The sequence below is a fragment of the Thalassovita taeanensis genome (assembly GCF_900110775.1).
In the GTDB taxonomy this organism is placed as follows: Bacteria; Pseudomonadota; Alphaproteobacteria; order Rhodobacterales; family Rhodobacteraceae; genus Litorimicrobium; species Litorimicrobium taeanense.
In genome coordinates, this window is sequence record NZ_FOEP01000001.1 from 256253 (window position 1) to 282081 (window position 25829).

The 25829-nt window shown below is 60.8% G+C and carries 29 protein-coding genes and 1 tRNA gene; 22 read left to right on the top strand and 8 right to left on the bottom strand.

Annotation, left to right across the window (positions count from 1 at the left end; genetic code table 11):
• Positions 1-12: 12 nt before the first annotated feature.
• The 3 genes from BSF79_RS01150 to BSF79_RS01160 are packed head-to-tail and all read right to left on the bottom strand — an operon-like array spanning position 13 to position 1487.
• Entirely contained in the window at positions 13-588 is a 576-nt protein-coding gene (locus BSF79_RS01150; protein ID WP_090267143.1) for an HD domain-containing protein, read from the bottom strand.
• A 7-nt stretch (positions 589-595) separates the two neighbouring features.
• Positions 596-823 (bottom strand): hypothetical protein, encoded by a 228-nt coding sequence (locus BSF79_RS01155; RefSeq protein ID WP_090267147.1) that lies wholly within the window; start codon positions 821-823, stop codon positions 596-598.
• 7 nt (positions 824-830) lie between these two features.
• The gene (locus BSF79_RS01160; protein ID WP_090267837.1) at positions 831-1487 is read right to left on the bottom strand and encodes an alpha/beta hydrolase; all 657 of its coding nucleotides are present in this window, start codon (positions 1485-1487) and stop codon (positions 831-833) included.
• Between the two features lie 157 nt (positions 1488-1644).
• On the opposite strand from BSF79_RS01160, the gene iscR reads away from it, so the two are divergent.
• From iscR to BSF79_RS01235, 16 genes are all read left to right on the top strand, one after another.
• Positions 1645-2106, top strand: a complete 462-nt coding sequence (gene iscR, locus BSF79_RS01165) for a Fe-S cluster assembly transcriptional regulator IscR (protein ID WP_090267150.1) — start codon at positions 1645-1647, stop codon at positions 2104-2106.
• Positions 2107-2182: 76 nt separating this feature from the next.
• Complete coding sequence (locus tag BSF79_RS01170) at positions 2183-3226, top strand: cysteine desulfurase family protein (protein ID WP_175545224.1); 1044 nt, start codon at positions 2183-2185, stop codon at positions 3224-3226.
• A 25-nt stretch (positions 3227-3251) separates the two neighbouring features.
• Positions 3252-4775 carry a Fe-S cluster assembly protein SufB gene (sufB, locus tag BSF79_RS01175; protein WP_090267840.1) on the top strand — a complete coding sequence of 508 codons (1524 nt, stop codon included), beginning with the start codon at positions 3252-3254 and terminating at the stop codon, positions 4773-4775.
• Between the two features lie 35 nt (positions 4776-4810).
• Positions 4811-5686, top strand: coding sequence for an FkbM family methyltransferase (locus BSF79_RS01180; protein WP_090267157.1), 876 nt, complete (start codon positions 4811-4813; stop codon positions 5684-5686).
• A gap of 103 nt (positions 5687-5789) precedes the next feature.
• On the top strand, positions 5790-6104 hold the full coding sequence (locus BSF79_RS01185) for a heavy metal-binding domain-containing protein (RefSeq protein WP_090267161.1): 315 nt from the start codon (positions 5790-5792) through the stop codon (positions 6102-6104).
• Between the two features lie 13 nt (positions 6105-6117).
• Complete coding sequence (locus tag BSF79_RS19670; RefSeq protein ID WP_175545225.1) at positions 6118-6273, top strand: hypothetical protein; 156 nt, start codon at positions 6118-6120, stop codon at positions 6271-6273.
• A gap of 102 nt (positions 6274-6375) precedes the next feature.
• Complete coding sequence (gene sufC, locus BSF79_RS01190) at positions 6376-7131, top strand: Fe-S cluster assembly ATPase SufC (RefSeq protein ID WP_090267165.1); 756 nt, start codon at positions 6376-6378, stop codon at positions 7129-7131.
• Entirely contained in the window at positions 7131-8420 is a 1290-nt protein-coding gene (gene sufD, locus BSF79_RS01195; protein ID WP_090267168.1) for a Fe-S cluster assembly protein SufD, read from the top strand. Before sufC ends, sufD begins: the two co-directional genes overlap by 1 nt.
• Positions 8420-8908 carry a YIP1 family protein gene (locus tag BSF79_RS01200; RefSeq protein ID WP_090267172.1) on the top strand — a complete coding sequence of 163 codons (489 nt, stop codon included), beginning with the start codon at positions 8420-8422 and terminating at the stop codon, positions 8906-8908. The genes sufD and BSF79_RS01200 overlap by 1 nt, the downstream gene beginning before the upstream one ends.
• On the top strand, positions 8905-9486 hold the full coding sequence (locus BSF79_RS01205) for a YIP1 family protein (protein ID WP_090267175.1): 582 nt from the start codon (positions 8905-8907) through the stop codon (positions 9484-9486). Before BSF79_RS01200 ends, BSF79_RS01205 begins: the two co-directional genes overlap by 4 nt.
• Before the next feature lie 2 nt (positions 9487-9488).
• Positions 9489-10715 carry a cysteine desulfurase gene (locus BSF79_RS01210; protein WP_090267178.1) on the top strand — a complete coding sequence of 409 codons (1227 nt, stop codon included), beginning with the start codon at positions 9489-9491 and terminating at the stop codon, positions 10713-10715.
• A gap of 70 nt (positions 10716-10785) precedes the next feature.
• Positions 10786-10862 (top strand) — tRNA-Arg (locus BSF79_RS01215).
• A 235-nt stretch (positions 10863-11097) separates the two neighbouring features.
• Positions 11098-12015, top strand: a complete 918-nt coding sequence (locus tag BSF79_RS01220; protein WP_090267181.1) for an MYG1 family protein — start codon at positions 11098-11100, stop codon at positions 12013-12015.
• Between the two features lie 226 nt (positions 12016-12241).
• The gene (locus tag BSF79_RS01225; protein WP_090267184.1) at positions 12242-12601 is read left to right on the top strand and encodes a hypothetical protein; all 360 of its coding nucleotides are present in this window, start codon (positions 12242-12244) and stop codon (positions 12599-12601) included.
• A 226-nt stretch (positions 12602-12827) separates the two neighbouring features.
• Positions 12828-13901 carry a bifunctional transcriptional activator/DNA repair enzyme AdaA gene (locus tag BSF79_RS01230; protein ID WP_090267186.1) on the top strand — a complete coding sequence of 358 codons (1074 nt, stop codon included), beginning with the start codon at positions 12828-12830 and terminating at the stop codon, positions 13899-13901.
• Positions 13898-14659: an isocitrate lyase/PEP mutase family protein gene (locus BSF79_RS01235; protein WP_090267189.1), complete on the top strand. Its 762-nt coding sequence runs from the start codon at positions 13898-13900 to the stop codon at positions 14657-14659. The genes BSF79_RS01230 and BSF79_RS01235 overlap by 4 nt, the downstream gene beginning before the upstream one ends.
• A 171-nt stretch (positions 14660-14830) precedes the next feature.
• Here BSF79_RS01235 and BSF79_RS01240 read toward each other — a convergent pair whose 3' ends face one another.
• Positions 14831-15181, bottom strand: coding sequence for an antibiotic biosynthesis monooxygenase family protein (locus BSF79_RS01240; RefSeq protein ID WP_090267192.1), 351 nt, complete (start codon positions 15179-15181; stop codon positions 14831-14833).
• The gene (locus tag BSF79_RS01245) at positions 15178-15501 is read right to left on the bottom strand and encodes an NIPSNAP family protein (protein ID WP_090267195.1); all 324 of its coding nucleotides are present in this window, start codon (positions 15499-15501) and stop codon (positions 15178-15180) included. Before BSF79_RS01245 ends, BSF79_RS01240 begins: the two co-directional genes overlap by 4 nt.
• Before the next feature lie 72 nt (positions 15502-15573).
• Between BSF79_RS01245 and BSF79_RS01250 the strand changes: the two genes are divergently transcribed.
• The gene (locus BSF79_RS01250; protein ID WP_090267199.1) at positions 15574-16257 is read left to right on the top strand and encodes an ArsR/SmtB family transcription factor; all 684 of its coding nucleotides are present in this window, start codon (positions 15574-15576) and stop codon (positions 16255-16257) included.
• A gap of 74 nt (positions 16258-16331) precedes the next feature.
• On the opposite strand, the gene BSF79_RS01255 is transcribed toward BSF79_RS01250, so the two are convergent.
• On the bottom strand, positions 16332-16997 hold the full coding sequence (locus BSF79_RS01255) for a TetR/AcrR family transcriptional regulator (protein WP_175545226.1): 666 nt from the start codon (positions 16995-16997) through the stop codon (positions 16332-16334).
• Between the two features lie 163 nt (positions 16998-17160).
• Here BSF79_RS01255 and BSF79_RS01260 point away from each other — a divergent pair, with 163 nt between their 5' ends.
• From BSF79_RS01260 to BSF79_RS01280, 5 genes are all read left to right on the top strand, one after another.
• On the top strand, positions 17161-18219 hold the full coding sequence (locus BSF79_RS01260) for an efflux RND transporter periplasmic adaptor subunit (RefSeq protein WP_090267205.1): 1059 nt from the start codon (positions 17161-17163) through the stop codon (positions 18217-18219).
• Positions 18219-19280 carry an efflux RND transporter periplasmic adaptor subunit gene (locus BSF79_RS01265; protein WP_090267209.1) on the top strand — a complete coding sequence of 354 codons (1062 nt, stop codon included), beginning with the start codon at positions 18219-18221 and terminating at the stop codon, positions 19278-19280. Before BSF79_RS01260 ends, BSF79_RS01265 begins: the two co-directional genes overlap by 1 nt.
• Entirely contained in the window at positions 19277-22327 is a 3051-nt protein-coding gene (locus BSF79_RS01270) for an efflux RND transporter permease subunit (RefSeq protein WP_090267216.1), read from the top strand. Before BSF79_RS01265 ends, BSF79_RS01270 begins: the two co-directional genes overlap by 4 nt.
• Entirely contained in the window at positions 22324-23223 is a 900-nt protein-coding gene (locus BSF79_RS01275; protein ID WP_090267220.1) for a patatin-like phospholipase family protein, read from the top strand. The genes BSF79_RS01270 and BSF79_RS01275 overlap by 4 nt, the downstream gene beginning before the upstream one ends.
• A gap of 64 nt (positions 23224-23287) precedes the next feature.
• A complete protein-coding gene (locus BSF79_RS01280; RefSeq protein WP_090267224.1) occupies positions 23288-24286 on the top strand; it encodes an LLM class flavin-dependent oxidoreductase in 999 nt (332 codons plus the stop codon).
• Here BSF79_RS01280 and BSF79_RS01285 read toward each other — a convergent pair.
• Together BSF79_RS01285 and mepK are read right to left on the bottom strand one after the other, a co-directional pair.
• A complete protein-coding gene (locus tag BSF79_RS01285; protein WP_090267227.1) occupies positions 24274-25011 on the bottom strand; it encodes a glutamine amidotransferase in 738 nt (245 codons plus the stop codon). The two genes, BSF79_RS01280 and BSF79_RS01285, sit on opposite strands and share 13 nt — an antisense overlap.
• Before the next feature lie 83 nt (positions 25012-25094).
• A complete protein-coding gene (gene mepK / locus BSF79_RS01290; protein ID WP_090267231.1) occupies positions 25095-25664 on the bottom strand; it encodes a peptidoglycan L,D-endopeptidase MepK in 570 nt (189 codons plus the stop codon).
• Positions 25665-25829 lie beyond the last annotated feature (165 nt).

The following is a 25829-nucleotide window of genomic DNA, read 5'->3' on the forward strand; positions in this document are numbered from 1 at the left end:
GACAAGGCGCGGTTAACGGCCGAACCACGCCTGAATGCGCGGCGCGATCCAGTCCCACAGGGCGGGCGCGCCGTTGGCGATCTTGTTGCCAACGCGGGCCTCGATGGTTGGGTAATCAACCTTGTATTCCACCCATGACCCGCCGCCCGAGGCAAGGTTCTGGTTTGGCGGCTGGAATCGATCAAGCGATTTGGCGAATTGCGCGTCGGGGCTCTGGTTGGCCTCGAATTCCGTCCACAGGTCCAGAAATACCGTGCCTTGACCCTCTGGCAGCAGGCCAAAGATCCGCTGCGCGGCGGCGCGCTCTTCTGCTTCGATCGCGGTCGCATCATGGCTGCCAAAGACCGGCGCATCGCCCGCGTCAATCTCGACCAGATCGTGGATCAGCAGCATTTGAATGACGCGAGAGATATCAACGTTTCCGGGCGCATGCTCGGCCAAGGTCATCGCGTAAAGCGCGATGTGCCAGCTGTGTTCGCCCGAGTTTTCGCGCCGCGATCCATCGCAAAGCGTGGTGGCACGGTTGACCGACTTGAGTTTGCACGCCTCGGTCAGAAACGTCATCTGTGCGTCAAGCCGCCGGGTCATGCCGGTATCACGGTTTGGCGGCGCGCGCGCGGGCCAGCTTGTCGGCCAGCATTTTCTGCGCGCGCTGTTGGGCTGTCCGCACCCGCACGGCGGTCAGAAACGCCTCTTGTGTGGTGGTTGAGGTGGCCCCAAGCGCTTGGGCGATCTGGTCGAACAGAGTATCGTCGCCCAGCTCCGCCGCAGCTTTGATTGTTTCGATGGCCAACTCGTCGGCCAGATCTTCGGTGATCCCCATGGTGCCCTCAGCGTGTGCTTTCGGTCAGGCGGCGTTTGACGTATTCGCTGACTGATCCGATCATCTCGTCCATGTGCTCTGGGTCTTCAAAGAAGTGGCCAGCGCCTTCGATCTGCTTGTGCGTGACAGTGATGCCCTTTTGCTCGTGCAGCTTGTTGACCAGTGCGACCGTATCGGCGGGCGGTGCCACGCGATCAGCGGTGCCGTTGATCACCAAACCCGACGAGGGGCAGGGCGCCAGGAACGAGAAGTCATACATATTGGCCGGTGGCGCGACCGAGATGAAGCCGGTGATCTCGGGGCGGCGCATCAACAGCTGCATTCCGATCCACGCACCAAACGAGAAGCCGGCGACCCAGCAATGCTTGGAATTGTTGTTCATCGACTGCAGGTAATCAAGCGCCGAGGCGGCATCGCTCAGCTCTCCAATGCCCTGATCGTATTCGCCCTGACTGCGCCCGACACCGCGGAAGTTGAACCGCAACACGGTGAAACCCATATTGTAGAAGGCGTAATGCAGGTTATAGACAACCTTGTTATTCATCGTCCCGCCGAACTGCGGATGCGGGTGCAACACGATGGCAATCGGCGCGTCACGGTCCTTTTGCGGATGATAACGACCTTCGAGACGGCCTTCGGGACCGGGAAAGATGACCTCGGGCATATGTGCCTGTCTCCTGCTGTTGGTGCGGCTTATATTCTTGACGAATTTGCTCAAGCACCTTAGAATGTTTCTAAATCCCGGTGAATGCGCCGGGCGGGTGCAAGCGAGATAAGCTTTGCAAGCCGTATCGTCAATCAGTTCGCAAGGGAATAGGGTTTTGAAGCTCAGTACCAAAGGTCGTTATGCCATGGTCGCATTGGTAGATATTGCCCTGCAGCCTAAGGGCGCGCTGGTCACATTGGGCGATATTGCGCGGCGGCAGGATATTTCGCTGCCCTATCTTGAGCAGTTGTTCGTCAAGCTGCGCCGGGCCGGATTGGTCGAGTCGGTGCGCGGTCCCGGCGGTGGATACCGCTTGGCACGCAATCCCAGCGAAATTCGGGTGGTTGAAGTTCTGAGTGCCGTGGATGAAAGCGTGGATGCGATGCACAAGGGGGCAGGTGCCTCGGGCGGGTTGTCGGGCAGCAAGGCGCAATCGGTGACCAACCGGCTGTGGCAGAGCCTGAGTGCGCATGTTTATGTGTTTTTGCATCAGGCGCGATTGTCCGATGTGATCGACAATGCGCTGGCGCCGTGCCCGGCTGTGCCCTCGTTATTTTCTGTGGTGGATGAAGAATGACCGATGCGGGACCCGAGGGGGCAGGACGCCTCCGGCGGGAGTATTTTGGTCAGAAAGAAACCAAGGGGGCGGATCTGTGAGCCGGGCCTATCTGGATTTCAACGCGACGACGCCGCTGCGGGCTGAGGCGCGGGCGGCGATGATCGCGGCGATGGATGTGGTCGGCAACCCGTCGAGCGTACACGCCGAAGGGCGCGCGGCCAAGGCCGTGGTGGAAAAGGCGCGGGCGCAGGTGGCGGCGGCATTGGGCGCGGAAGGGGCGGATATCATTTTCACCTCGGGCGCGACCGAAGCGGCGGCGCTGATCTGTGCCGGGCGCGGCTTGCTGGGGGCTGAGGTCGAGCATGAGGCGGTGGCGGCCTGGGTTGAAACCAACCTGCCGGTTGATGCGTTGGGCCGGGTGGCTGTCAGCGATCCGGCGCGATCGGTCTTGCAGCTGGCGAATTCGGAAACCGGCGTGGTGCAGGACCTGCCCGAGGGGCTGGCCGTCAGTGACATGACGCAGGGGTTTGGCAAATTGCCGCTGGCGTTCAACTGGTCGGGGGCGCAGGCGGCGCTGGTCTCGGCGCACAAGCTGGGCGGGCCGAAGGGTGTGGGGGCGCTGGTGATCCGGCGCGGCACCGATCTGGCGGCACAGATGAAGGGCGGCGGGCAGGAAATGGGTCGGCGTGCGGGCACCGAGAACGTGATTGGCATCGCCGGATTTGGCGCGGCGGCAGAAGCAGCAGCGCGTGACCTTGCGGAAGGTCGCTGGGCCCGTGTCGAAGCCTTGCGAAATTCGCTTGAGGCCGCCATTGAGGCCGGGGCAAAGGATACTATTTTTGTTGGGAAAGCCACTGCGCGCCTGCCCAACACCAGTTGCATCGCCACGCCGGGGTGGAAGGGCGAAACTCAGGTGATGCAGATGGATCTGGCGGGCTTTGCGGTTTCCGCGGGCAGTGCGTGCTCCAGCGGCAAGGTCCGCGCCAGCCGGGTGCTGCGCGCAATGGGGTATGGTGACGATCTGGCCGGGGGCGCGATCCGCGTGTCGCTGGGGTTGGAAAGCACCGAAGAGGATGTGATGCGCTTTGCCGATATCTGGCTGGCGAAACGACAGAAATTCAACGCCCGTGCGGCGTGACACAAGACGCGAACAGGAGACGGATATGGCTGCTTTGGACGAGACACAGGTAAAAGAGGGCGTCGATCAGGAAACGGTCGATGCGGTGCGCGAGGTCGGTGGCAGCTATAAATACGGCTGGGAAACCGAGATCGAGATGGAATACGCCCCCAAGGGCGTGAACCCCGATATCGTGCGCCTGATCAGCGGCAAGAATGAAGAACCGCAGTGGATGACCGACTGGCGGCTTCAGGCGCTGGAGCGTTGGGTCAAGATGAAAGAGCCCAACTGGGCGATGGTGCATTACCCTGAGATCGATTTTCAGGACCTGTATTACTATGCCCGGCCCAAAAGCATGGAGGTCAAGCCCAAGTCGCTGGACGAGGTCGACCCCAAGCTGCTGGCGACCTATGCCAAGCTGGGCATTCCGCTGAAGGAACAGATGATCCTGGCCGGGGTCGAGGGCGCCGAAGACATGCCCGCCGAGGGCCGCAAGGTCGCGGTCGATGCGGTGTTTGACAGCGTCAGCGTCGGCACGACGTTTCAGGCCGAGCTGAAGAAAGCCGGCGTGATCTTCTGCTCGATTTCCGAGGCGATCCGCGACCACCCCGAGTTGGTCAAGAAATACCTCGGCACCGTCGTGCCGCAGTCGGATAACTTCTATGCCACGCTGAACTCGGCGGTGTTTTCCGACGGCTCGTTCGTCTATGTGCCGCCCGGCGTGCGCTGCCCGATGGAGCTTTCGACCTATTTCCGCATCAACGCCGAAAACACCGGCCAGTTTGAGCGCACGCTGATCATCGCCGACAAGGGCTCTTACGTCAGCTATCTGGAAGGCTGCACCGCGCCGAAACGCGATGTGGCTCAGCTGCATGCCGCCGTGGTGGAAATCATCATCGAAGAAGACGCCGAGGTGAAATATTCCACGGTGCAGAACTGGTATCCCGGCGACGAAGAAGGCAAGGGCGGCATCTATAACTTCGTCACCAAGCGCGCCGATTGCCGCGGCGACCGCGCCAAGGTGATGTGGACGCAGGTTGAAACCGGCTCGGCTGTGACCTGGAAATACCCGTCGTGCATCCTGCGCGGCGATGACAGCCAGGGCGAATTCTACTCGATCGCCATCGCCAACAACATGCAGCAGGCCGATACCGGCACCAAGATGATCCACCTGGGCAAGAACACCAAGTCGCGCATCGTGTCCAAAGGCATCAGCGCCGGCAAGGCGCAGAACACCTATCGTGGTCTGGTCTCGATGCACCCCAAGGCGCAGCACGGCCGCAACTATACCCAATGCGACAGCTTGCTGATTGGCGGCAATTGCGGCGCCCACACGGTGCCCTACATCGAGGTGCGCAACAACACCGCGCGCGTCGAACACGAGGCCACCACCAGCAAGGTGGACGACGAGCAACTGTTCTACTGCCGTCAGCGCGGTATGGATGAAGAAGAGGCCGTGGCGCTGGTCGTCAACGGCTTCTGCAAAGACGTGTTGCAGGCGCTGCCGATGGAGTTCGCCATGGAAGCCCAGCAGTTGGTCGCGATTTCGCTGGAAGGGTCGGTGGGCTAGGGCGCACGCGCCACGGCTTTCCGCAACGGAACGGTATGAACATGCGCAGCGGTGATCTGATATCCTATCTGGCGGAGGGGCTTGCGCCCCTGCGGCAGGTAAGGATTGCCGATGTGGGGGCCAACCCGATCGAGGCGCCGCCGTACCGCGCGCTGGCCCGCGCCGGGCTGGCAGAGGTCTGGGGCTTTGAACCCAACCCAGAAGCCCATGCAGCCCTGATGGCGCAGAAACCCGATTGGCTGCATGTGCTGGACAAGGCCGTGGGGTTTCCGGGCAAGGCCGTGTTCAACGCCTATCCGGCTTCGGAAATGTCCTCGGTTTATAAACTGAGCGCAAAAAGCATTGGCTATCTGGGGCATTTCAAGCGGCACCTGAACACCGAAACCGAACTGCCGGTGGACTTGCACGCGCTGGATGACCTTGAGGCGCTGCCGCAGCTTGACCTGCTCAAGATTGATGCGCAGGGGTCGGAATATGCGGTGATTTCCAGCGCACGCGACAAGCTGGCGCAAGCCGTCGCCGTGGTGGCCGAGATGCGGTTTTACCGGCTCTATGACGGTGAACCGATGTTGAACGAGTTGGACGAGGAACTGCGCGCGCAGGGCTTTGTGCTGCACCGGTTCCTGCATCAGAAAACCCGGATGCTGCGGCATTCGCAGGCCGATCGCGTGGACCGCAAGGCGATGGGCAGCCAGTTGATAGATGGCGACGCGGTCTATATCCGCAGCTTTGAGGATCGCAAAGGCTGGTCCGATGACCAACTGGCGCATCTGGCCTTGCTGGCGTGCGCCGTGTTCGACAGCCACGACCTGACGTTGCTGTGTCTGGATGAATTGGCCACGCGCGGTCGGGTCGATGCGGCCATGGCGGCGGGCTATGTCGATCTGTTGCCAAAGGGGTTGCGCGCATGATGGGCGCCGCGAAAACCTGTGTATCCCGCGTATGCATCTTATGTGCATGTGATGTGCATGCTGCGTGCATCCCGATTTTCAACGAATTTCACGGAGCGTTTCGATGATCATCACCACTACGAATTTCATCGAAGGTCACAAGATCGTCGACTATCGCGGCATCGTCGTGGGTGAGGCGATCATGGGCGCCAACGTCGTGCGCGATCTGTTTGCCAGCATCACCGATATCGTCGGCGGGCGCTCGGGCGCCTATGAAAGCAAGCTGCAAGATGCCCGCGACACCGCGCTGCGCGAGCTGGAACAACGTGCGGCAGCATTGGGGGCCACGGCGGTGGTCGGCGTCGATCTCGATTACGAGGTCGTGGGCAACTCCATGCTGATGGTTTCGGCCTCTGGCACCGCTGTGGTTGTGGAATAAGCCTTTGGAACGCATGCTAAATATCCCGGATCGGCCCGATCTGGCCCTGCCCAAAGGCCGGGCTCAGGTTGGCGCGGCGGACATCGGCCCGACCCGCAAGCGGTTTCACGAGGTCGCGAAATTTCTGGGCAGTCCTGCCCAAACTGGCCGGGCGCATGGCCCGGTTTGATCTGACACCCACCCCCGTTCCGGCCGATCGGCTGCTGCGGGTGGTGCAACTGATGATGCGCCCCTGAGGGGGCGGACGAGCGAACAGGAAAAGGAAGACAACATGTTGGAAATCAAGAACCTTCAGGTCAAACTTGAAGATGAGGACAAGCAGATCCTCAAAGGGCTGAACCTGACCGTCGAGACCGGCAAAGTACATGCGATCATGGGGCCGAACGGATCGGGTAAATCAACGCTGTCCTATGTTCTGTCCGGCAAGGATGGATACGAGGTGACTGGCGGCGAGGCCCTGCTGGAAGGTAAAGAGCTTCTGGATATGGAGCCCGAAGATCGCGCTGCGGCTGGGCTGTTTCTGGCGTTCCAATACCCGGTCGAAATCCCCGGCGTGGGCAACATGACGTTTCTACGCACAGCCGTAAACGCACAGCGCAAAGCCCGCGGTGAAGAGGAAATGAGCGCGGCTGAATTCCTCAAGGTGGTGCGTGCCAAGGCCAAGACGCTGAAGATCGACGCTGACATGCTGAAGCGTCCGGTCAACGTCGGCTTCTCCGGCGGCGAGAAAAAGCGTAACGAAATCCTTCAGATGGCGATGCTTGAGCCAAAAATGTGCATCCTTGATGAAACCGATTCCGGTCTGGATGTCGACGCGATGAAACTGGTGGCCGAAGGCGTAAACGCACTGCGCAGCGAAGGCCGCTCGTTCCTGGTGATCACGCATTATCAGCGCCTGCTGGACCATATCAAGCCGGACGTGGTGCACATCATGGCCGATGGTCGGATCGTCAAAACCGGCGGGCCGGAATTGGCGCTTGAGGTCGAACAGAACGGCTATGCCGATATTCTGGCGGAGGTGATGTAATGGCGGTGGCTGAGGCAAAGCTAGACGCGACCGAAGCGCGGCTTTCGGCGCTGACCCTGCCTGAGGGCGCGGCATGGCTGACCGGGTTGCGGCAGGCGGCACTGGCGCGGGTGCGGGCGATGGGCCTGCCTACGCGGCGCGATGAATATTGGAAATACACCCGACCCGAAACGCTGGTTCAACCCGAGGCGCCACAGGCGGCCTTGTTCGACGTCAGCGATGAGGCGCCGATTTTTGGCGCTATCGACCGGATCAAGATCGTGTTCGTCGATGGCGTTTTCGATCCTGCCGCCTCGGATGATCTATCGCTTGCCGGGGTCGAGATCGAACGTCTGGAAACCGCGGCGGCCAAGGACATTCATTGGGCCAAGGACGTGTATGGCGCTTTGGAAATCAATGGGCAGACACCGGTCGCACGGCCTCTTGCGGCGCTGAACTCGGCGTTTGCGACCGATGGTATTCTGATCCGCGTGACGGGCAAAGCAGCAAAGCCGATCAGCCTCGTGTATCATCACAGATCCGAAACCTCTGACGTGATGATGCATCATGTGATCCGGCTGGAAGATGGGGCCGAACTGACGGTTCTGGAAAACGGTCCGGCGGCGGCACGGTTCAACAAGGTGATGGAAGTGGACGTGGCCGATGGCGCGAAGTTCCACCACATCCGCGCGCAGGGCCGCGACCACGAACGTCGGGCCGCGACGCATATCTTCGCCCGACTGGGGGCGGAAAGCCTGTTCAAGTCCTTCACCGTGACCGCCAATGGCGTGATGACACGCAACGACTGCGTGATCGAGCTGACCGGCGATGACGCGGTGGCGCATGTCGCGGGGGCCGCGATGGGCGACGGCGATTTTCACCACGACGACACCGTGTTCATCACCCACGACGCGGTGGGTTGCGAAAGCCGTCAGGTGTTCAAGAAGGTGCTGCGCAACGGGGCGACCGGTGTGTTTCAGGGCAAAATTCTGGTCAAGAAGGACGCTCAGAAAACCGACGGCTATCAGATCAGCCAATCGTTGCTGCTGGATGGCGACAGTCAGTTTCTGGCCAAACCCGAGCTTGAAATCTATGCCGATGACGTGGCCTGTTCGCACGGGTCCACTTCGGGGGCGATCGACGAAGAGGCGCTGTTCTATCTGAAAACGCGCGGGGTTCCGACCGCGCAGGCGACGGATCTGCTGGTTCTGGCGTTTCTGGCCGAAGCGGTGGATGAGATCGAAGATGACGTCCTGCGTGGCGAAATCACCGGTCGGTTGGATGCCTGGCTAAGCCGCAGGCGCGGCTGATGGCCGTGACCCGAGAGATCATGGCCACCTATCGTGGACCGGGCCGGGTGATCGGCCGGTTGCTTGGAATGGGGCTGCGTGAAGATCGTGCGCTGGCCATTCTGATGGCCGGTTGCGTCATCGTGTTTGTCGCGCAATGGCCACGGCTGGCCCGGCAGGCGCACCTGGAGGGGTCGGAGTTGAACATGCTGTTGGGTTCGACCTTGCTGGCCTGGGTCTTTGTCGCGCCGTTGATGCTGTATGTGCTGGCGCAGCTAAGCCACTGGATCGCGCGGGCAATCGGGGCCAAGGGCACGTCATTCGGCGCGCGTCTGGCGCTGTTCTGGGCGCTGCTTGCCGCGTCGCCGTTGATGCTGTTGTATGGGCTGATCGCTGGCTTTATCGGGCCGAGCGTGGGGCTTCAGGCCGTTGGCGTGCTGTGGCTGGCGGTGTTTGGCTGGTTCTGGCTGGCCGGGCTGTACCGCGCCGAATGGGGAGAGACCGCATGACCTTGCCTGATGCTCAGGCGCTGACCGCGCAGACCCTGCGTGATCCGCGTGGCGCGGCGCGCACTTTGCTGGCGCTCCGGCTGAACACATCGGTGTTGTGGCCCGCGCTGGCGCTGATCGCGGTGCTGAATGCGGTTCTGCACGGGTTCACGCTTCTGACCTTGCCTTCGCCACAGATGTTGCCCGGAGTTCTGGGATCGCCGCTGCTGTTCGCGCTGTTCCTGGCGGGGGGGATGGTGATTTCCACCTTCCTGCTGACTTGGATCGGTCAGGCCCTGGGCGGCAAGGCGCAGTTGGACGAGATTCTGGTACTGGTGGTCTGGGTACAGATGCTGCGGCTGGCTCTACAGGCTGTGGTGGTGCTTCTCTATTTTGTCCTGCCCGGTCTGGCCGATCTGGCCGCGATCGTCGCCGGGATTTTTGGCCTGTGGATCATGATTAATTTCATGGACGAAGCACAGGGATTTGGCTCAATCGGCAAATCCATCCTTGTTCTGGTGCTGGCGACGCTGGGTGTCGGATTTGGCCTATCCGTTTTTCTGCTCCTTCTGGGGGCCACTGCCATGGGGTTGTCCTGACCATGTACGATGTCGAAAAAATCCGCGCCGACTTTCCGATCCTGCACCGTCAGGTGAACGGCAAGCCGCTGGTCTATCTTGATAACGGCGCCTCGGCGCAAAAGCCGCAGGTGGTGATCGACGCGATCAGCCACGCCTACAGCCATGAATATTCCAATGTTCACCGTGGCTTGCACTATCTTTCTAATCTAGCGACAGACAAATACGAAAGCGTCCGGGGCACCATCGCGCGCTTCCTTGGCGCGCCGGATGAAGATGAAATCGTGCTGAATTCGGGCACCACCGAGGGGATCAACATGGTCGCCTATGGCTGGGCGATGCCCCGGCTTCAGGCGGGCGACGAGATCATTTTGAGCGTGATGGAGCATCACGCCAATATCGTGCCCTGGCATTTCTTGCGCGAACGTCAGGGCGTGGTGCTCAAGTGGGTCGAAACCGACGACAGCGGCGCATTGGACCCACAGGCGGTCATTGACGCCATCACGCCACGCACAAAACTTATCGCCGTTACCCACGTTTCCAATGTGTTGGGGACCGTTGTTGATGTAAAATCCATCTGCACGGCGGCGCATGACAGGGGGGTTCCGGTGCTGGTTGACGGCTCCCAAGGCGCGGTGCACATGCCGGTGGATGTCAAAGATATGGGCTGTGATTTCTATGCGATCACCGGTCACAAGCTCTATGGCCCGTCCGGGTCCGGCGCAATCTATGTCCGCAAAGAGCGCATGGCCGAAATGCGCCCCTTCATGGGCGGTGGCGATATGATCCGCGAGGTGACCCGCGACACCGTCACCTATAACGACCCGCCGATGAAGTTCGAGGCCGGCACGCCAGGCATCGTGCAGACCATCGGGCTGGGCGTGGCACTGGACTACATGATGGATCTGGGGATGCAGAACATCGCTGCGCACGAGGCTGATCTGGCCGCCTATGCGGAGCAACGGCTGACGGGGCTGAACTGGATCTCGGTGCAAGGGCAGGCGGCGGGCAAGGCGGCGATCTTCTCGTTCACCATGCAAGGCTCGGCGCATGCGCATGACATCTCAACGATTCTGGACAAGAAAGGCGTCGCCGTGCGTGCGGGTCAACATTGCGCCGGGCCGTTGATGGACCATTTGGGCGTTTCGGCCACATGCCGCGCCTCTTTTGGTCTCTATAACACCCGCGCCGAGGTGGACGCGCTGATCGACGCGCTTGAACTGGCGCATGACCTGTTCGGCGACGCGTAACACGAAAAAATGACCGAGGGGCGCGTTACGGATTGCGCCCCGTCCGGCCATTGGGTAAAGACGCGCTCAGGCACCCGTAGCTCAGCTGGATAGAGCGCTGCCCTCCGAAGGCAGAGGCCACAGGTTCGAATCCTGTCGGGTGCACCAAATTTCCCTCATTGAAATCGAAAAATCCAGTCGCTGCGACGAATGTCGAACCACGTTACAGGTGTCTGCGGTCGCATTGCCCCGCAGTTCCGTACACCTTCCGTTGAAGTAAATTGCGTTCCTGCAACTTAAATCTTGATCTGGCTGCACAGCTTTGACACACGCCCATTGACATCCATGTCAGGGCGACCGAATTGATCGCCTTTCCATTTGACTGAACCATTGGAATGCGCCCATGACCATCACCCATCTTGTCACCCATTCTGGCGGCTTTCATGCGGACGAGTTGTTGTCTTCTGCCGTGCTCATGCGCCTGTTTCCGCAGGCGAAGCTGCTGCGCAGTCGGGACCGGCAATGGATCACGCCAGCTGCTGACAAGATCATTTACGATGTGGGGGGCGCATATGACGTCGCGGCGCAGATATTTGACCATCACCAACGTCCCGGCCCGCTGCGCGAGGATGGCCAGCCGTACAGCTCGTTCGGTCTGATCTGGGCGCAGTATGGGCGGGCGTATCTGACGGCGATGGGCGTGCCTGAGGACGACGCCGAGGCCATCCATACCAAGTTCGACACCAAATTTGTGCTGCCGATTGACCTGCTGGACAATGGCGCAATGGACCCGTCTGTCGCGGGGCCACTGTCGATCCTAACGCTGCCCGCGCTTTTGGGAAGCCTGAAGCCGGTATTCGACGACGCGTCGCCAACGGCCGACGATGATGCGTTCTTTGCAGCCTTGCCCATTGCGCAAAGCTTTGTCGAAGCTCAAATCCACAATCTCGCAGCGAAAGCGCGGGCGCAAAGCATCGTGCTCGCGGCAATCGCCAAAGCGGGCACATCGCCCATACTCGAGCTTCCGATGGGCATGCCGTACCGTTCGGCGCTTGATCAGGCAGAGGCAGACCACATCCTGTTCGTGATCCATCCGCGCGGCGACGACTGGTCGCTCAACGGCATCAAGCTTTCAAGTGACACCTTCGACCAACGCGCCGATCTGCCAGCCGCTTGGGCTGGGCTGACGGATACCGCGCTGGAAGATGTGGTTGGTGTCAAGGGCGCCAAATTTTGCCACAACGCGCGCTTCATCGCTGTTGCCAGCACACGCGAGGTGATCTTGAAAATGGCTGAAATCGCGGTACAAGACGTTCAATAGCAGCACGAAATGCGTGTTCTCTGGCCGATGTCCCATGGGGCCGACCAAGGTGCTGTCCGCCAAAGTTTGAAAATACCCGTTTACAGCGCCCTGCGCCTGTTTCGCAGGCATCTGTGGTGGCTTGCCCCCTCAGCCGACGGGATGAAGGCGAAGCCTTGATAGATGGGTTTGACAGAAGGCTGAGATGCAGAGAAACTTTAGCTATTTCGCGCAAGGAGTTTCAAAAATGATTACCCCATTTGACGTTTGGGCGCCAATGTTTCGCGCGCCCTTTTCAGGCGACGTGACACAGGAAATCGTGCCGCGCCTGTTTTCCCCCGACATTCAGGGTATTCCTGAAATCGAGCACAAAGTGCAAACCGAGGTTGCCAGCTATGGCAAGCAACTCGGCAAGGTCCTGGAAGCATTGCAAACCCTCGCTGCCGCCACCGAAACGCCGCTGCCAGAGATCCAGGCACTGGTTACCGGGATCGAGGCGGTAAAGGAAAAAAGCCGGGCTGCCATCCGCGCAGACGCAAAGGCCGCGTTGGAACGGCTGCGCGCCATCGACGAGGACGGTTGGCGCGAAGTTGTAGGCGCCCCCTGACAGCTTTGGAATTTGCGTCTAAATGCGCGTGTTTAAGCAGCCGACCCTAGCCGCCCAGTCTGTCGCTGCGACGCAGCTTTTACAATCGGCGCAGCATTGTGAAGTGCTCGAGGTCGGCTGTGCGGACAAAGCACCATTTCGCTGCCGCTGCGCCAATGTCTGCAAAAGAAGAATAGACGCCTGATTTCCGGCGGCATGTCACTGGCCCAACTGCTAAGGTTCAGGCATGTTATTTGACCTTCCAGATCACGACACGCTCTATCAAGCGCTTCTAGACCGCAACGCGGCCTATGACGGGCATGCCTATGTTGGCGTTTCGACAACCGGTGTTTTCTGTCGGCTGACCTGTCCTGCGCGCAAGCCCAAGACGGAGAACTGCACATTCTACGCATCAGTTGGTGAGTGCATAGAGGCAGGTTTTCGCGCGTGCAAACGCTGCCATCCGCTGCAACCAATGGCGTCCGCCGACCCTGCGATTGCCGCGCTTTTGGCGGCACTGGATGAGCGTCCAGAGTATCGCTGGTCCGAGGGTGACATTCGCAGTATGGGCTTTGACATTTCGACGGTGAGGCGAAGTTTCAAACGGCAATTCGGGGTGACGTTTCTTGAGATGGCAAGACAACGCCGACTTCGCGATGGTTTCGAGACAATGTCGAATGGGGGCAAGGTGATTGATGCTCAGTTGGACGCGGGATTTGAGTCTGCCAGTGCGTTCCGGGTTGCATTTGCAAAGCTCCTAGGGCGAGCGCCGGGTAAGCTGGACAGTACACCTATCCTTTTTGCTGACTGGGTTGAAACGTCGCTTGGACCCATGATCACAGTTTGCAGCAAGTCTCAGATGCATCTTCTGGAATTTGTGGATCGTAAGGCCCTGAAAACTGAGCTTGGCAAGCTGGATGAACTTGCCAAAGGCAAGATCGGGATCGGGAAGACACAACCGGGCGCGCAAATCAGTAGCGAGCTAGACGCGTTTTTTGATGGAACATCAGCCAATTTCTCCACACCGTTGGCTTATGGTGGATCAGCCTTTGCGCAAAGCGTTTGGGATGAACTGCGATTAATCCCGCCGGGACAGTCACGTAGTTACTCGGAAATCGCAAAACGCATAGGGCGCCCGTCAGCCACACGTGCGGTCGCGCGCGCTAATGGAGCCAATCAAATCGCGCTCGTTGTCCCGTGTCATAGGGTTATCGGCGCGGACGGATCGCTGACGGGATATGGCGGTGGTCTTTGGCGAAAGCAGAAGCTCCTCGAAATCGAGAAGCACTACCGGAAAACGTCAAAGGAAAATGCAGAATGACAGATCAAAAAATCAAGGCAGAGCAGTTCAGGGCGCTTCATGTAAAAGGCAATCCGCTTGTCCTCTACAACATCTGGGACGCCGGTGGCGCAAAAGCTTTGGCCGAAGCTGGTGCTAAGGCAACTGCAACCGGAAGCTGGTCGATGGCGGCAGCGCATGGTTATGAAGATGGCGAAGCCATCCCGCTCGATTTGGTCATTCAAGTGGTTGAGCGCATCACGTCGGCAGTTGAATTGCCTCTCACCGTGGATTTTGAAGGCGGATACGCTGCCGCGCCCGAACAGGTTGCGCAGAACGTGCGCCGGATCATTAAGGCTGGCGCAATTGGTATCAACTTCGAAGACAGGATTGTGCAGGGGGAAGGTCTCTATCTTGTCGAAGATCAGGTCGATCGGATCAAAGCAGTACGTCAGGTGGCAAACCAGGAAGGGATCGATCTATTCATCAACGCGCGGACGGATGTATTTCTTGGGAGCGATCCATCAACCCACAATGCGCGGATCGGCGAAGCCATCGAACGCGAAGCCGCCTACAAAGCTGCTGGCGCAGACGGATTCTTTATTCCAGGGCTGGCCGATCACTCGCTGATTCACAAAATTGTGGACGCTCTTAGCCTGCCCGTGAACGTAATGATGATGGGTGACCTGACGTCCGTCCGTGCTGTCGCTGATATTGGCGTGTCACGGGCCAGCTATGGGCCGGGCCCGTACTTCACCGCGATGTCTGACCTTAAGGAACATTTCGGCTCTCTAGAATAGGAAGCTTCTGCTCCAGCCATGCTGTGCATAGGCCGTGGTTGGAGCATATCACAGAAGCGGTCATTCATGCGCCGCGCAGCATCGGTCGTTCTGGGCTCGGACCGGACATTCGCCGCGTTGTGTTGATATGTCCTGAATGCAGACCTTTCCGCCGTTCGCTGCCCGGCAATCTCAGCCCCCGTCATGACGCTGCAGGGAATCTGCGGGGGCTTCATCGCGGTCATTCATTCCGTAACCTCGGATCACATGCGCCACGCGCAGGCGATAGTCGGCGAATACGCCGCCCCGCCCATGGGCTTGCGCGGACCTGTGCTTTTCAATGTTACGCCACCGCAGAACCGCGTCCTCATCCTCAAAAAACGACAGCGACAGAAGCTTGCGCGGGTCCGACAGGCTTTGGAAGCGTTCGACGGAAATGAACCCCTCAACCTGTTCCAGAATCGGGCGCAAACCGGCCGCGATATCAAGATATTGATCGATCCGGCCTTCTTGCGGCTCAACTTCGAATATGACGGCGATCATTCTGGTCCTCCATGCGGTGCAGAGGCCAGTTTCAGAAAGGTACGGTCTTCGCGCAACAGAAATTTCTCTGCCTGTGCAAATTCATAGTTCTCGCGCCCCAAAGGGTCGACCGCCAGCCGGGCGCGATAGGCTTCGTATTCGGCAAGGCTTTCGACGTTGTAGATCCCATAGGCCAGCGTGCTGGACCCCTCGTGCGGGGCGAAATAGCCGACAAGATCGGCACCACACCGCGGGATGGCTTGCCCCCAGTTGCGCGCATATTGAACAAACTTGTCTTTCTTCGTCGGGTCGATCTCGTAGCGGATTACGCAGGTCAGCATCGGGTATCCTTTCTGTTGATGCGACAGACCTAGCCGATTGCGCCATGCCCATGCTTCGATTAAGGTCGAACTATGAAAGAAGGTCCCGATATCGCCCATATCGCCAGCCTGATCGGTGATCCGGCGCGCGCGAACATGCTGACCGCCCTGATGGCGGGCAAGGCGCTGACCCCAAGTGAACTTGCCCTTGAAGCGGGGATCACCGTGCAAACGGTCAGCTCTCATCTGGGAAAGCTGGAACACGGCGGGCTGCTGCGCCTGCGCAAACAGGGGCGGCACAAATATGTCTCGCTGGCAAACGACGACGTCGCGCATGTGCTTGAGGCGTTGATGGGGCTGGCGGCAGGCATGGGCCATCTGCGGACCCGCACCGGGCCCAAAAACGCGGCCCTGCGACAGGCGCGGGTTTGCTACAACCACCTTGCCGGCGACAAGGCCACACGCCTGTTCGACAGCATGATGGAGCGGGGCTTTCTCTCGCTGTCTGACGAGAGCCTGACCCTGACCCCGGCGGGCACACGCTTCGTCCAGGATTTCGGGATTGACCTCGCGGCGCTGGAGGCAAAACGCACCCCAGTGTGTCGCGAATGCCTTGACTGGAGCGAGCGGCGTTCGCATCTCGCCGGAAGTCTTGGCCGCGCGATGCTGCACCGGATCGAAGAGTTGGGCTGGGCCACGCGCGATCCCAAAACCCGTGTCGTGGGCTTCACACCGCGCGGTGCGGTGGGGCTCGAAGATCTGATTTCGCGCCGCTAAACCAAAAGAACACGGGCGACTGATTTCAGGCGCCGCATGGGCGAACGCACCGCCGCGATTTTCGGGCCGCTCGGTTATCCGCGCACTTGATACAGATCGGGCAGGAACACCTGTTTCACCAGCGCCTGAACCACGCTCAGATCCAGCGGCTCGTCACGCCACCCCAACACAAGCGTTGAAAAGTTCCGCTGACTGCGCAGGCTGAAGATCAGCAAAATAAGCGCCCCGATCCGGGTGCGGGTTTCCCCTGGGCTGTCGTGGCTCGGCCCGGCCTGCTTCAGGACATCCGAAAGCGCCACGATCAGCGGCGTCATCACCCGGCCATAGATCCGACCGAAGCTTTCATCGTTTTCCATCTCGCAGCGTGAAAAGAACTGCAACCACTTGGCAGGGGCAATATCCGACAACACCAAAGATATCACCGCATCCAACGCCTGTTCCACACGGCGCGCCGGGGCAGGGCCCGTGGGGTCGGTCAGGTTCTCAAGAACCGGTTGGGTCATCTCTTGCAGGTGTGCGGCAATGGCGTCGGCGGCGGCAAGATACAGCTCGGCCTTGCCGCCGAAATGATAGGAAACCGCAGCCAACCCGGCGCCACTGTTGCGGGCTATGTCACGCAGGCTTGCGCCTTCGAACCCCTGCGCGCCAAATGCGTCGATCGCAGCCTCCACCAGCGCAGCACGCTTGGCTTCGCTGCGGGCTTGCTGTTTATTGGCTTTGCAGGGCGATCCGATTTTCATGTCACTATTTTGCGTCAGCGCGCGACGGAATGCAAGCTTCTGGAACGGGCGTTCCATATTATATTGACCCCCGCTGCGAAATCCTGCTAGGGCAGGCCAGAATATGGCACTCGGCCCGCAACGGCACGAGTGAAGTAGCAAATACAACCGGAGGCTTACGCCCATGAGGTTTCACACCAAAATGCTGACATTGACCGCGCTACTGGCGATGTCCGGTGCGGGCTATGCCAGCGATGCGTTGCCGATCACTGTGGTCACCGCACGCCATTCCCCCGCATTGATGGAGGTCGTCCTGACCGGCGTGACCGAACCGCGCGACAGCGCGGGCCTTGCATTCCGCGACGGCGGGCGGCTGTTGTCAATCGAGGTGGACGTTGGCGATATGGTCACGACCGGTCAGGAACTGGGCCGCGTTGATGCCACACAAGCGCTGGAACGCCTGCGCGAGGCCGAGGCCAGCCGCGCCGCCATCACCGCGCAAGCCGAACGGACGCAAAAGGAATATGAACGTCAGGGCGCGATGTTTGATCGCGGCGTGACCACGCGTGCGGCTTTGGATGCCGCGCGCGAAGAGTATAAAACAGCGCAATCCTCGTTGGACCAGGTCACCGCTCAGGTCGAACAGGCGCAGACGTATCTGGATGAAACCGTGCTGCGCGCGCCGTTTGACGGCACCGTGACCGACCGCAACGCCGATCCGGGGCAGATTGTGAACGCCTCGACACCGGTGATCACGATTGCCGCCGACGGGGGGGTGGATGCGGTGTTTTCGTTCCCCGACACCTTCCTGTCAGAGCCGCCGGAAAACAACGAACTTATTCTGACGCTGTTGGATCAGCCCGACGTTCAGATGATTGGCCGACTGCGCGAAGTCTCTCCGATTCTGGATCCACAAAGCGGCAGCGTCACCGTGCGCGTCGGGATCGAAACCGAAGGCCGCGCGGTCCCCTTGGGTGCGCCGATCAAAGGCGTGGCACAGTATGGCGCGGGCGACGCGTTCGAGCTGCCCTGGAGCGTGCTGACCGCAACGGTCGAAGGGCCGGCCGTCTGGGTCATGGACCCACAGGCCAAAACCGTGTCGCTGCGCCCTGTAATGGTTGAAAGCTATCTGTCTGGGCGGGTGCTGCTCAGCGAGGGCCTCAACGAAGGCGAACTGGTGGTGGCCCGCGGGTCGCACCAACTTTACCCCGGTCGCAACGTCATCCCGACAGGAGAGCACTGATGCGCAAATTGGTTGTATTGCTGGCACTTGCCGTCTTGGCAGGCTGCAAGGAAGAAGAGGCGCACGTCGAATTCGTGCCGCGCCCGGTGGTGTCCGAGATTATTCAGGCCAACCCGATTGAGGCGCGCGAATTCACTGGCACCGTTGCTGCAGTCTTTGAAACCGATCTGGGGTTTCAGGCTGCGGGCCGGATGATCCGGCGCCCGGTTTCGGTCGGTGATGTGGTCACGCGCGGCACGGTTCTGGCTGAACTGGACCCTGCGGATCTTGAAAACACCCGGCGGGCGGCGCTCGCAGGTGTCACTGCCGCCGAAGTGAGGCTGGAAACGGCACAGCGCACCGCCGAACGCGTGCGCGAACTGGCCGCGCGCGGCATCGCCTCGGTCTCCAAGCAAGAATTGGCCGAACAGGCGCTGTCTGCGGCCAAGGCCGAACAGGACCGCTCTCAGGCCGTGCTGCTGAAAGCCGAAGACGCCCGCAGCTTTGCCACCCTCGTCGCGCCGGTCAACGGCGTGGTGACGCAGGCTTTTGCCGAAGCGGGCACCGTCGTGTCCAGCGGTCAGGCCGTCGTGCGGCTTGCGGGCACGGCCCGGCGCGAGGCGGTGATCGACCTGCCCGAAAGCGCGATCGAGGCGTTGGGGCGCAACGCGGCCTTCGACATCCGCCTGCGCTCGTCGCCGACCATCCGCACCTCGGGCCGCGTGTCCGAGATCGAGCCGGTCGCCGACACCGCCACACGTACCCGGCGGGTGCATCTGGAACTGGCCGACCAACCCGAGGCAATGCGGTTGGGCGCGCTGGTGCTGGTGCGACTGACAGGGGGCGGCGAACAGATCGTGTCAATGCCGACCACGGCGCTGATCGGCTCGGGGCAGCCGCCGCGCGTCTGGCGCGTCAGCCGCCCTGACGGCCAAGTCAGCGCTGTGCCGATCACGGTGGCACCGTTGGACGATGGCCTCCTGCGGGTCCTGAGCGGGGTCACCCCCGGCGATGAAATAGTAATCAAGGGCGTGAATTCGCTGAAAGACGGCCAGATGGTCGGGGAACGGGTGCAGGAATGACGCGGTTCAATCTGTCCGACTGGGCGCTGCGGCACCGGTCTTTTGTGTGGTATCTGATGATCGTTGCGCTGATCGCGGGTTCCTTCTCCTATATGAACATGGGCCGCGAGGAAGACCCGAACTTCTCGATCAAGACCATGATTATCGCCGCCGCCCTGCCGGGCGCGGATATCGAGGATACGCGCGCTCAGGTCACCGACCGGATCGAGAAAAAGCTCGAAGAGCTCGATACCCTCAAGGCCACACGCTCGGTCACGGCGGCCGGGCGCACGGTTGTCTATGTCGATCTGCTGCCAACCACTCCGGCCGCGCAGATCCCTGCCACCTGGCAACGCGTTCGCAACATGATGACAGATATTCAGGCTGATTTCCCGGCGGAATTTGCCGGGTTTCAGTTCAACGACAGCTTCGGCGATGTTTTTGGCAACATATATGCCTTCACCGCTGACGGCTTCACCCCGCGCGAACTGCACGACTATGTCGAAACGGTGCGGACCGAGGTGCAGTCGCTGCCTGATGCCGGCAAGATCGACCTGATCGGCGTGCGCGAAGAAGTGATCTATATGGAATTCTCGGTGCGGCGGATGGCGGCGCTGGGGCTGAACAAGCAACAGGTCGTGGCAACGCTGGCCAGTCAGAACGCACTTGTGCCTTCGGGCGTGATTGATGCGGGCGACGAACAGGTGATCGTGCGCGTCAGCGGACAGTTTGATGATGCCGACAGCCTTGCCGCGGTCAACCTGCGGGTCGGCGACCGGTTTTTCAACGTGGGCGACATCGCGACCATCACCCGTGGCTACAAAGACCCTGCGGATGCGCTGTTCCGGGTCAATGGCAAGGAAGGCGTCGCGCTGGCCATCGGCATGAAACAGGGCGGCAACATCCTGGACTTCGGCGAACAGCTGAAAGACATGATGACAGAAATTCAGGCCAAGCTGCCGGTCGGCATCGAAATGCAGCAGGTCGCCGATCAGCCCGATGTGGTGGAACACGCCGTCGGCCATTTCATTCAGGCCCTGATGGAGGCGATCGGCATCGTTCTTCTGGTCACCTTTGTCAGTCTGGGCATGCGGGCAGGGGTGGTGGTCACGCTGACCATCCCGCTGGTACTGGCGATCACCTTCGTGATCCTCGACTACTATGGAATCACCCTGCAGCGGATTTCGCTGGGTGCGCTGATCATCGCGCTGGGTCTGCTGGTGGACGACGCGATGATCGCGATCGAAACGATGATTTCCCGGCTGGAACTGGGCGAAAGCTTGACCACGGCCGCCTCCTATGCCTGGACCTCGATCGCATTTCCGATGCTGTCGGGCACGCTGGTGACGGTCGTCGGCTTTATCCCGATCGGCCTGAACAATTCGGCGGCGGGCGAATTTACCTTTTCGCTGTTCGTCGTGATCGCGGTGTCGCTGATGGTCTCGTGGGTTGTCGCGGTGCTGTTCGCGCCGCTGCTGGGCGTGACGTTCCTGCCCGAAAAGGGCCACCACCACGACTCTGGCCCCGGCCGTATCCGTCGCGCCTTTCACGTTCTGCTGCGCAGGACGATGCGGGCAAAATGGCTGACGGTGATTGCCACACTGGCGATCTTTGCCTGCTCGATCTGGGGGATGAAATTCGTCGAATTTCAGTTCTTCCCCAGCTCTGACCGCCCCGAGTTGATCGTGGATGTAACCGCACGGCAAAACAGTTCGATCATCGAAACCGAAGCCCAGATGGACCGGCTCGAGGCCACCTTGCAAGGCAATCCTGACATTGATCACTGGACCTCTTATGTCGGTCGCGGCGCGCCGCGCTTCCTGCTGACCCTCGAAGGCCCAACACCCGGCCCATATCTGGGGCAGCTGGTTATTCAGGCCACGGATACCGAAGCCCGCGACAGGGTGCGCGCGCAGATCGACGGGCTGGCCGATCAGTTCCCGGGCGTCGAACTGTTCACCAAGCTCCTGGAACTCGGGCCGCCGGTCGGCAAGCCGGTACAATATCGCCTTTCGGGTCCCGAAACCGGCATTGTGCGCGATCAGGCCCGGCTGCTGGCTGCAGCCTTGTCGCAAGATGACCGCCTGACCAACATTTCGCTGGACTGGAGCGAACCCGCCCGCGTGGTCCGGGTCGAGATCGATCAGGACAAGGCGCGCCAGCTTGGCGTGTCGGCATCGGATATCTCCAGTGTGCTGAACGGGGTCTTCAACGGCCAAACGGTGACGCAGCTGCGCGACAGCACCTATCTGGTCAGTGTGGTGGCACGCGGCGACACCAATGACCGGCAGTCAGTTGATGCGCTTCACGGCATGCAGTTGCAGGGCAATGGCGGCGCCTCGGTCCCGCTTCTCAGCCTTGCCACGCTCAAATACGACACCGAACAGCCGATGATCATGCAGCGCGACCGCCTGCCAACGATCACAGTCAAAGCTTCGGTGGCAACAAAGGATCAGCCGATTTCGGTGGTGCAGGATCTCGCCCCACAGATCGACGCGCTGCGCAGCACTCTACCGATCGGCTATAAGATCGAAGTGGGCGGCACGCTGGAAAACACCAATGAATCCACCGGCCCGATTGTGGCCGTCGTCCCGATCATGGTGTTGCTGATGACCTTCCTGGTGATGATCCAGATGCAAAGCTTCCGGTTGTCGCTGATCGTACTCAGCGCAGCACCTCTGGGGCTGATCGGGGTGGTCGCCGCACTGGTGCCGTCGGGGGCACCGCTGGGCTTTGTGGCGATTCTGGGCGTGCTTGCACTGGTCGGAATCCTGATCCGAAACTCGATCATTCTGGTGCACGAAATCGAAGAGCTGCGCCGACAGGGCCGCTCGCGCTGGGATGCCGTGTTCGAGGCTTCAGACAGCCGCGCCCGCCCGATCCTGCTGACGGCTGCGGCAGCCTCGCTGGCGCTAATCCCGATCGCGCGGCAGGTGTTTTGGGGGCCGATGGCCTATTCGATGATGGGCGGCATCATCGCGGGCACGCTGGTGACGTTGATTTTCGTCCCGGCCCTGTATCTATTGGTCTATGGGGTCAAACCGCCCAAGGAGGGCGCAGTCGAATGAAGCTGAAAGTCGGCTTGGCGCTTGGCAGTGGTGGGGCCCGCGGGTGGTGCCATATCGGTGTGCTGCACGCGCTGGCCGAAGAGGGCATTCGCCCCGACATCCTGTGTGGCACCTCGATGGGGTCGCTGGTCGCCGCCGCCGAAGCCTCCGGCATCCTCGACAAGCTCGAGGCCTTCGCGCGCGGCCTGCGTCAGCTTACCATCGCCCGGATGATCGATATTGATGTCAATTCCGGCGGGCTGATCATGGGCAACGCGATCATGCAGCAGCTGCACGAACTGGGTTTCAAGGATACGATTGCAGCGCTCGACCGGCCCTATATGGCGGTGGCCACTGACCTTTACGCCGGGCGCGAGGTCTGGATGCGCGATGGTGATCTGCTTGACGCGGTGCGCGCCTCGATCGGCATTCCCGGCATCTTTGCGCCGGTGTTTCACAACGGCAGCTGGCTGCTGGATGGCGGCATGAGCAACCCGGTGCCGGTCAGCGCCGCCCGCGCGCTGGGGGCCGAGATCATCATCGCGGTCGATCCCAATTCCAAACTCTACATGCCGCGCCACGGTGCGCCTGACCTCACGACCGACAGCAACGGTTTCGGGCTCGACATGCTGCTTCAGAACATGCCCGCCGCCGTGCAACCCGCGTTGAAATCCTATCTCGAACCCAAGAAAACCCGCCGCCGGACCCCCGGCTATCTCGAGGTCCTGTCGACCTCGATCGACGTGATGACCGATCAGATCCGCCGCAGCCGCCTTGCGGGCGAGCCGCCGAACGTGATGGTCGAACTTGATCTGCGCGACGTGACCGTTCTGGAATTCAGCAAGGCCGATCTGGCGATCTCCCGCGGTTATGCCGCGATGAAGGCGAAAATGCCGCTGCTTCTGGCGCAGCTCTGATCGGACTGGCCACCGCACGCGCGCGTGCTAGGTTGCCCGGCAGAAGCCCCAAAGGATACCCCCAATGATCCCCTATTCCGTGCTTGATCTGTCCCCCGTGCCGGAGGGCGAAAGCATCGCCACCGCCCTGTCAAATACCGTGGCGCTGGCGCTGGCGGCAGAAAGCTATGGCTATCACCGTTTCTGGCTGGCCGAACATCACAACATGCCCGGCATCGCCAGCGCCGCCACCTCGGTGCTGATCGGTCATGTGGCGGGCGCCACCAGCCGCATCCGCGTTGGCTCGGGTGGGGTGATGCTGCCCAATCACGCGCCGCTGGTGATTGCCGAACAGTTCGGCACGCTGGCCACGCTGTTCCCCGACCGGATCGACCTTGGTCTTGGCCGCGCGCCCGGCACCGACGGCGTGACCGCACAAGCGCTGCGGCGCACCCTGCAAGGCGGCGACCATTTCCCGCAGGACGTCATGGAACTGGTCGAATATTTTCAGGACCCCAAGCCGGGCCAAAAAGTCCGCGCCTATCCCGGCAGCGGCACCCATGTTCCGGTCTGGATCCTCGGCTCCTCGCTTTACGGCGCCCAGTTGGCCGCCTATCTGGGGCTGCCCTACGCTTTTGCCTCGCATTTCGCCCCCGCCGCGCTGGAAGAGGCCGCCGATGTCTATCGCCGCACCTTCCAGCCGTCCTATTATCTGGAAAAGCCGCATTTCATGCTCGCGGTGAATGTGTTCGCCGGCGCGGACGAGGCCGAGGGCAAATTCCTGCGCACTTCGATGCAGTTGGCCTTTGCCAACCTGCGCTCGGGAAAACCCGGAAAACTGCCGCGCCCGGTTGACCGGATCGAGGATCACGTTGACCCGGGCATGTTGCGCAACGTCAATCATGCGCTGTCCGTCGCCGCAGTTGGCGGTCCCGATCAGGTTGCCGAACAGCTTGCCGCCCTGATCGCCCGTCACCGCCCGGACGAGGTGATGGTGAACGGCCAGATCCACGATCAGACCGCCCGCATCCGTTCATTCCAGATCGCGGCCGATGCCCTGCGCGGTTTGGATTACCCGGCGTAGCGCCCCACGAAGTTGCGCAAAATCCGCTCCGGCTGGGTCACATCAGCGGCCTGACACATGGCGATCAGGTCGTCGGCCTCTTCGGGGCGGAAATAACCGCTGCTGTTATACACCCGGATCCTCAGTGAAAAGACGTCACTGTCGGCTTCGGGGTGGAACTGTGTCGCGTAAACATTTGATTTGTAACGGATCATCTGAAACGGGCAGGGGGCCGACGACAGCAAATGCACCGCCCCCTCGGGCAGGTCCTGCACCGCTTCCTTATGCCCGACAAACGCATCAAACTGATCCGGCACCCCCGCCAACAGCGGATCGCCTTGGCTCGCCCGGGTTCTCTCGCAGCGACTGGTGCCGGTCGGCTCGCCGAAGTGCGCCTTGCTCACCTTGGCCCCCAGATGATGCGCCAGAATGCCAATGCCGTAACAGCAGCCCAGGTACGGCACGTCGTCCTGGGTGATCTGCGGCATAAGCCCCAGCACCTGCGCCTCGATCCGTGCCTCCACCGGGTCTTTGCCTGCGGCGGGGTCCGACACACAGCCCGGCCCACCGCCGACAATCACCCCGGCATAGCCCGCCAAATCCAGATCCGGCAGGTCTTCCTGATCCAGCCTTATCCGATGGGTCTGTTCGGCGCTCAGACCGCCCTTGGCCAGAAACGCCGCATATTCATCATCAGCGGCCTCGGTTTCGGGGCGCAGTTGCAGGATCAGAAAGGGTTTTGTCATCACATCTCTCGATTTTGGACGATGTTACAACAAAAAACCCGCCGGAACAGGCGGGTTTCTTTTCTTCATCGTTTTGAATGGCTTCAAGCGCCCCAGTTGCGCACCGGGCCACAATCCATATGCACGAAGTTTGATCCGGAATACCGGCCAACGCCCCCGGCCTTGCAGGCCAAAGCCGCTCGCGCCATCTGATTGACCGAGCGTGACGCCAGCCTCAGGTCCGCCGCCTGTGCCTTCATATGCAAAGAGTTCTTTGCAACGCCGCGGGATTTCGACCGCAACATCGCGTTGGTCTGAGGCGAGCGATAGCCCGACAACAGCATGAACGGCTCGTTGATATCCAGCAGGTTATGCGCGGCGGCCATGATATCCACCGTGCGCAGGTCAACGCCCTTGGTTGAATCGGTCCGCCAGTCCCGCATGAAATAGGTGATTTCCTTGGCCGCGTCGGGAATATAATCCCCCTCGATCCAGTAAATCATGTCAATCCGCTCGCCGGTGCGCCCGGAAAACATCTTGATCCGCCGGATATCCCCGGCCCCTCTCAGAAAGCCCGCGGCTTTCGTGAATGTCGGTGCTGCGGCAACAGTTGTTGCTGCGAAGGCGCCCAGCAAAGCACGCCGTGTAAAGCTCAATGAGCTGTCATTTGTCATAGTAGCGCCTGTGTCCCGTCGCTAAGCTGCTCACCACGATGTTACGTGATTTCAGCCATGTCATCCCCAGATGCATAAGTTTTATTACACAACAGAAACAATCGACCAAGCTTCGATTCACTCGAATTTTCGATATCAAGAGGTTTAGGCGATTTTTTGCTGAAA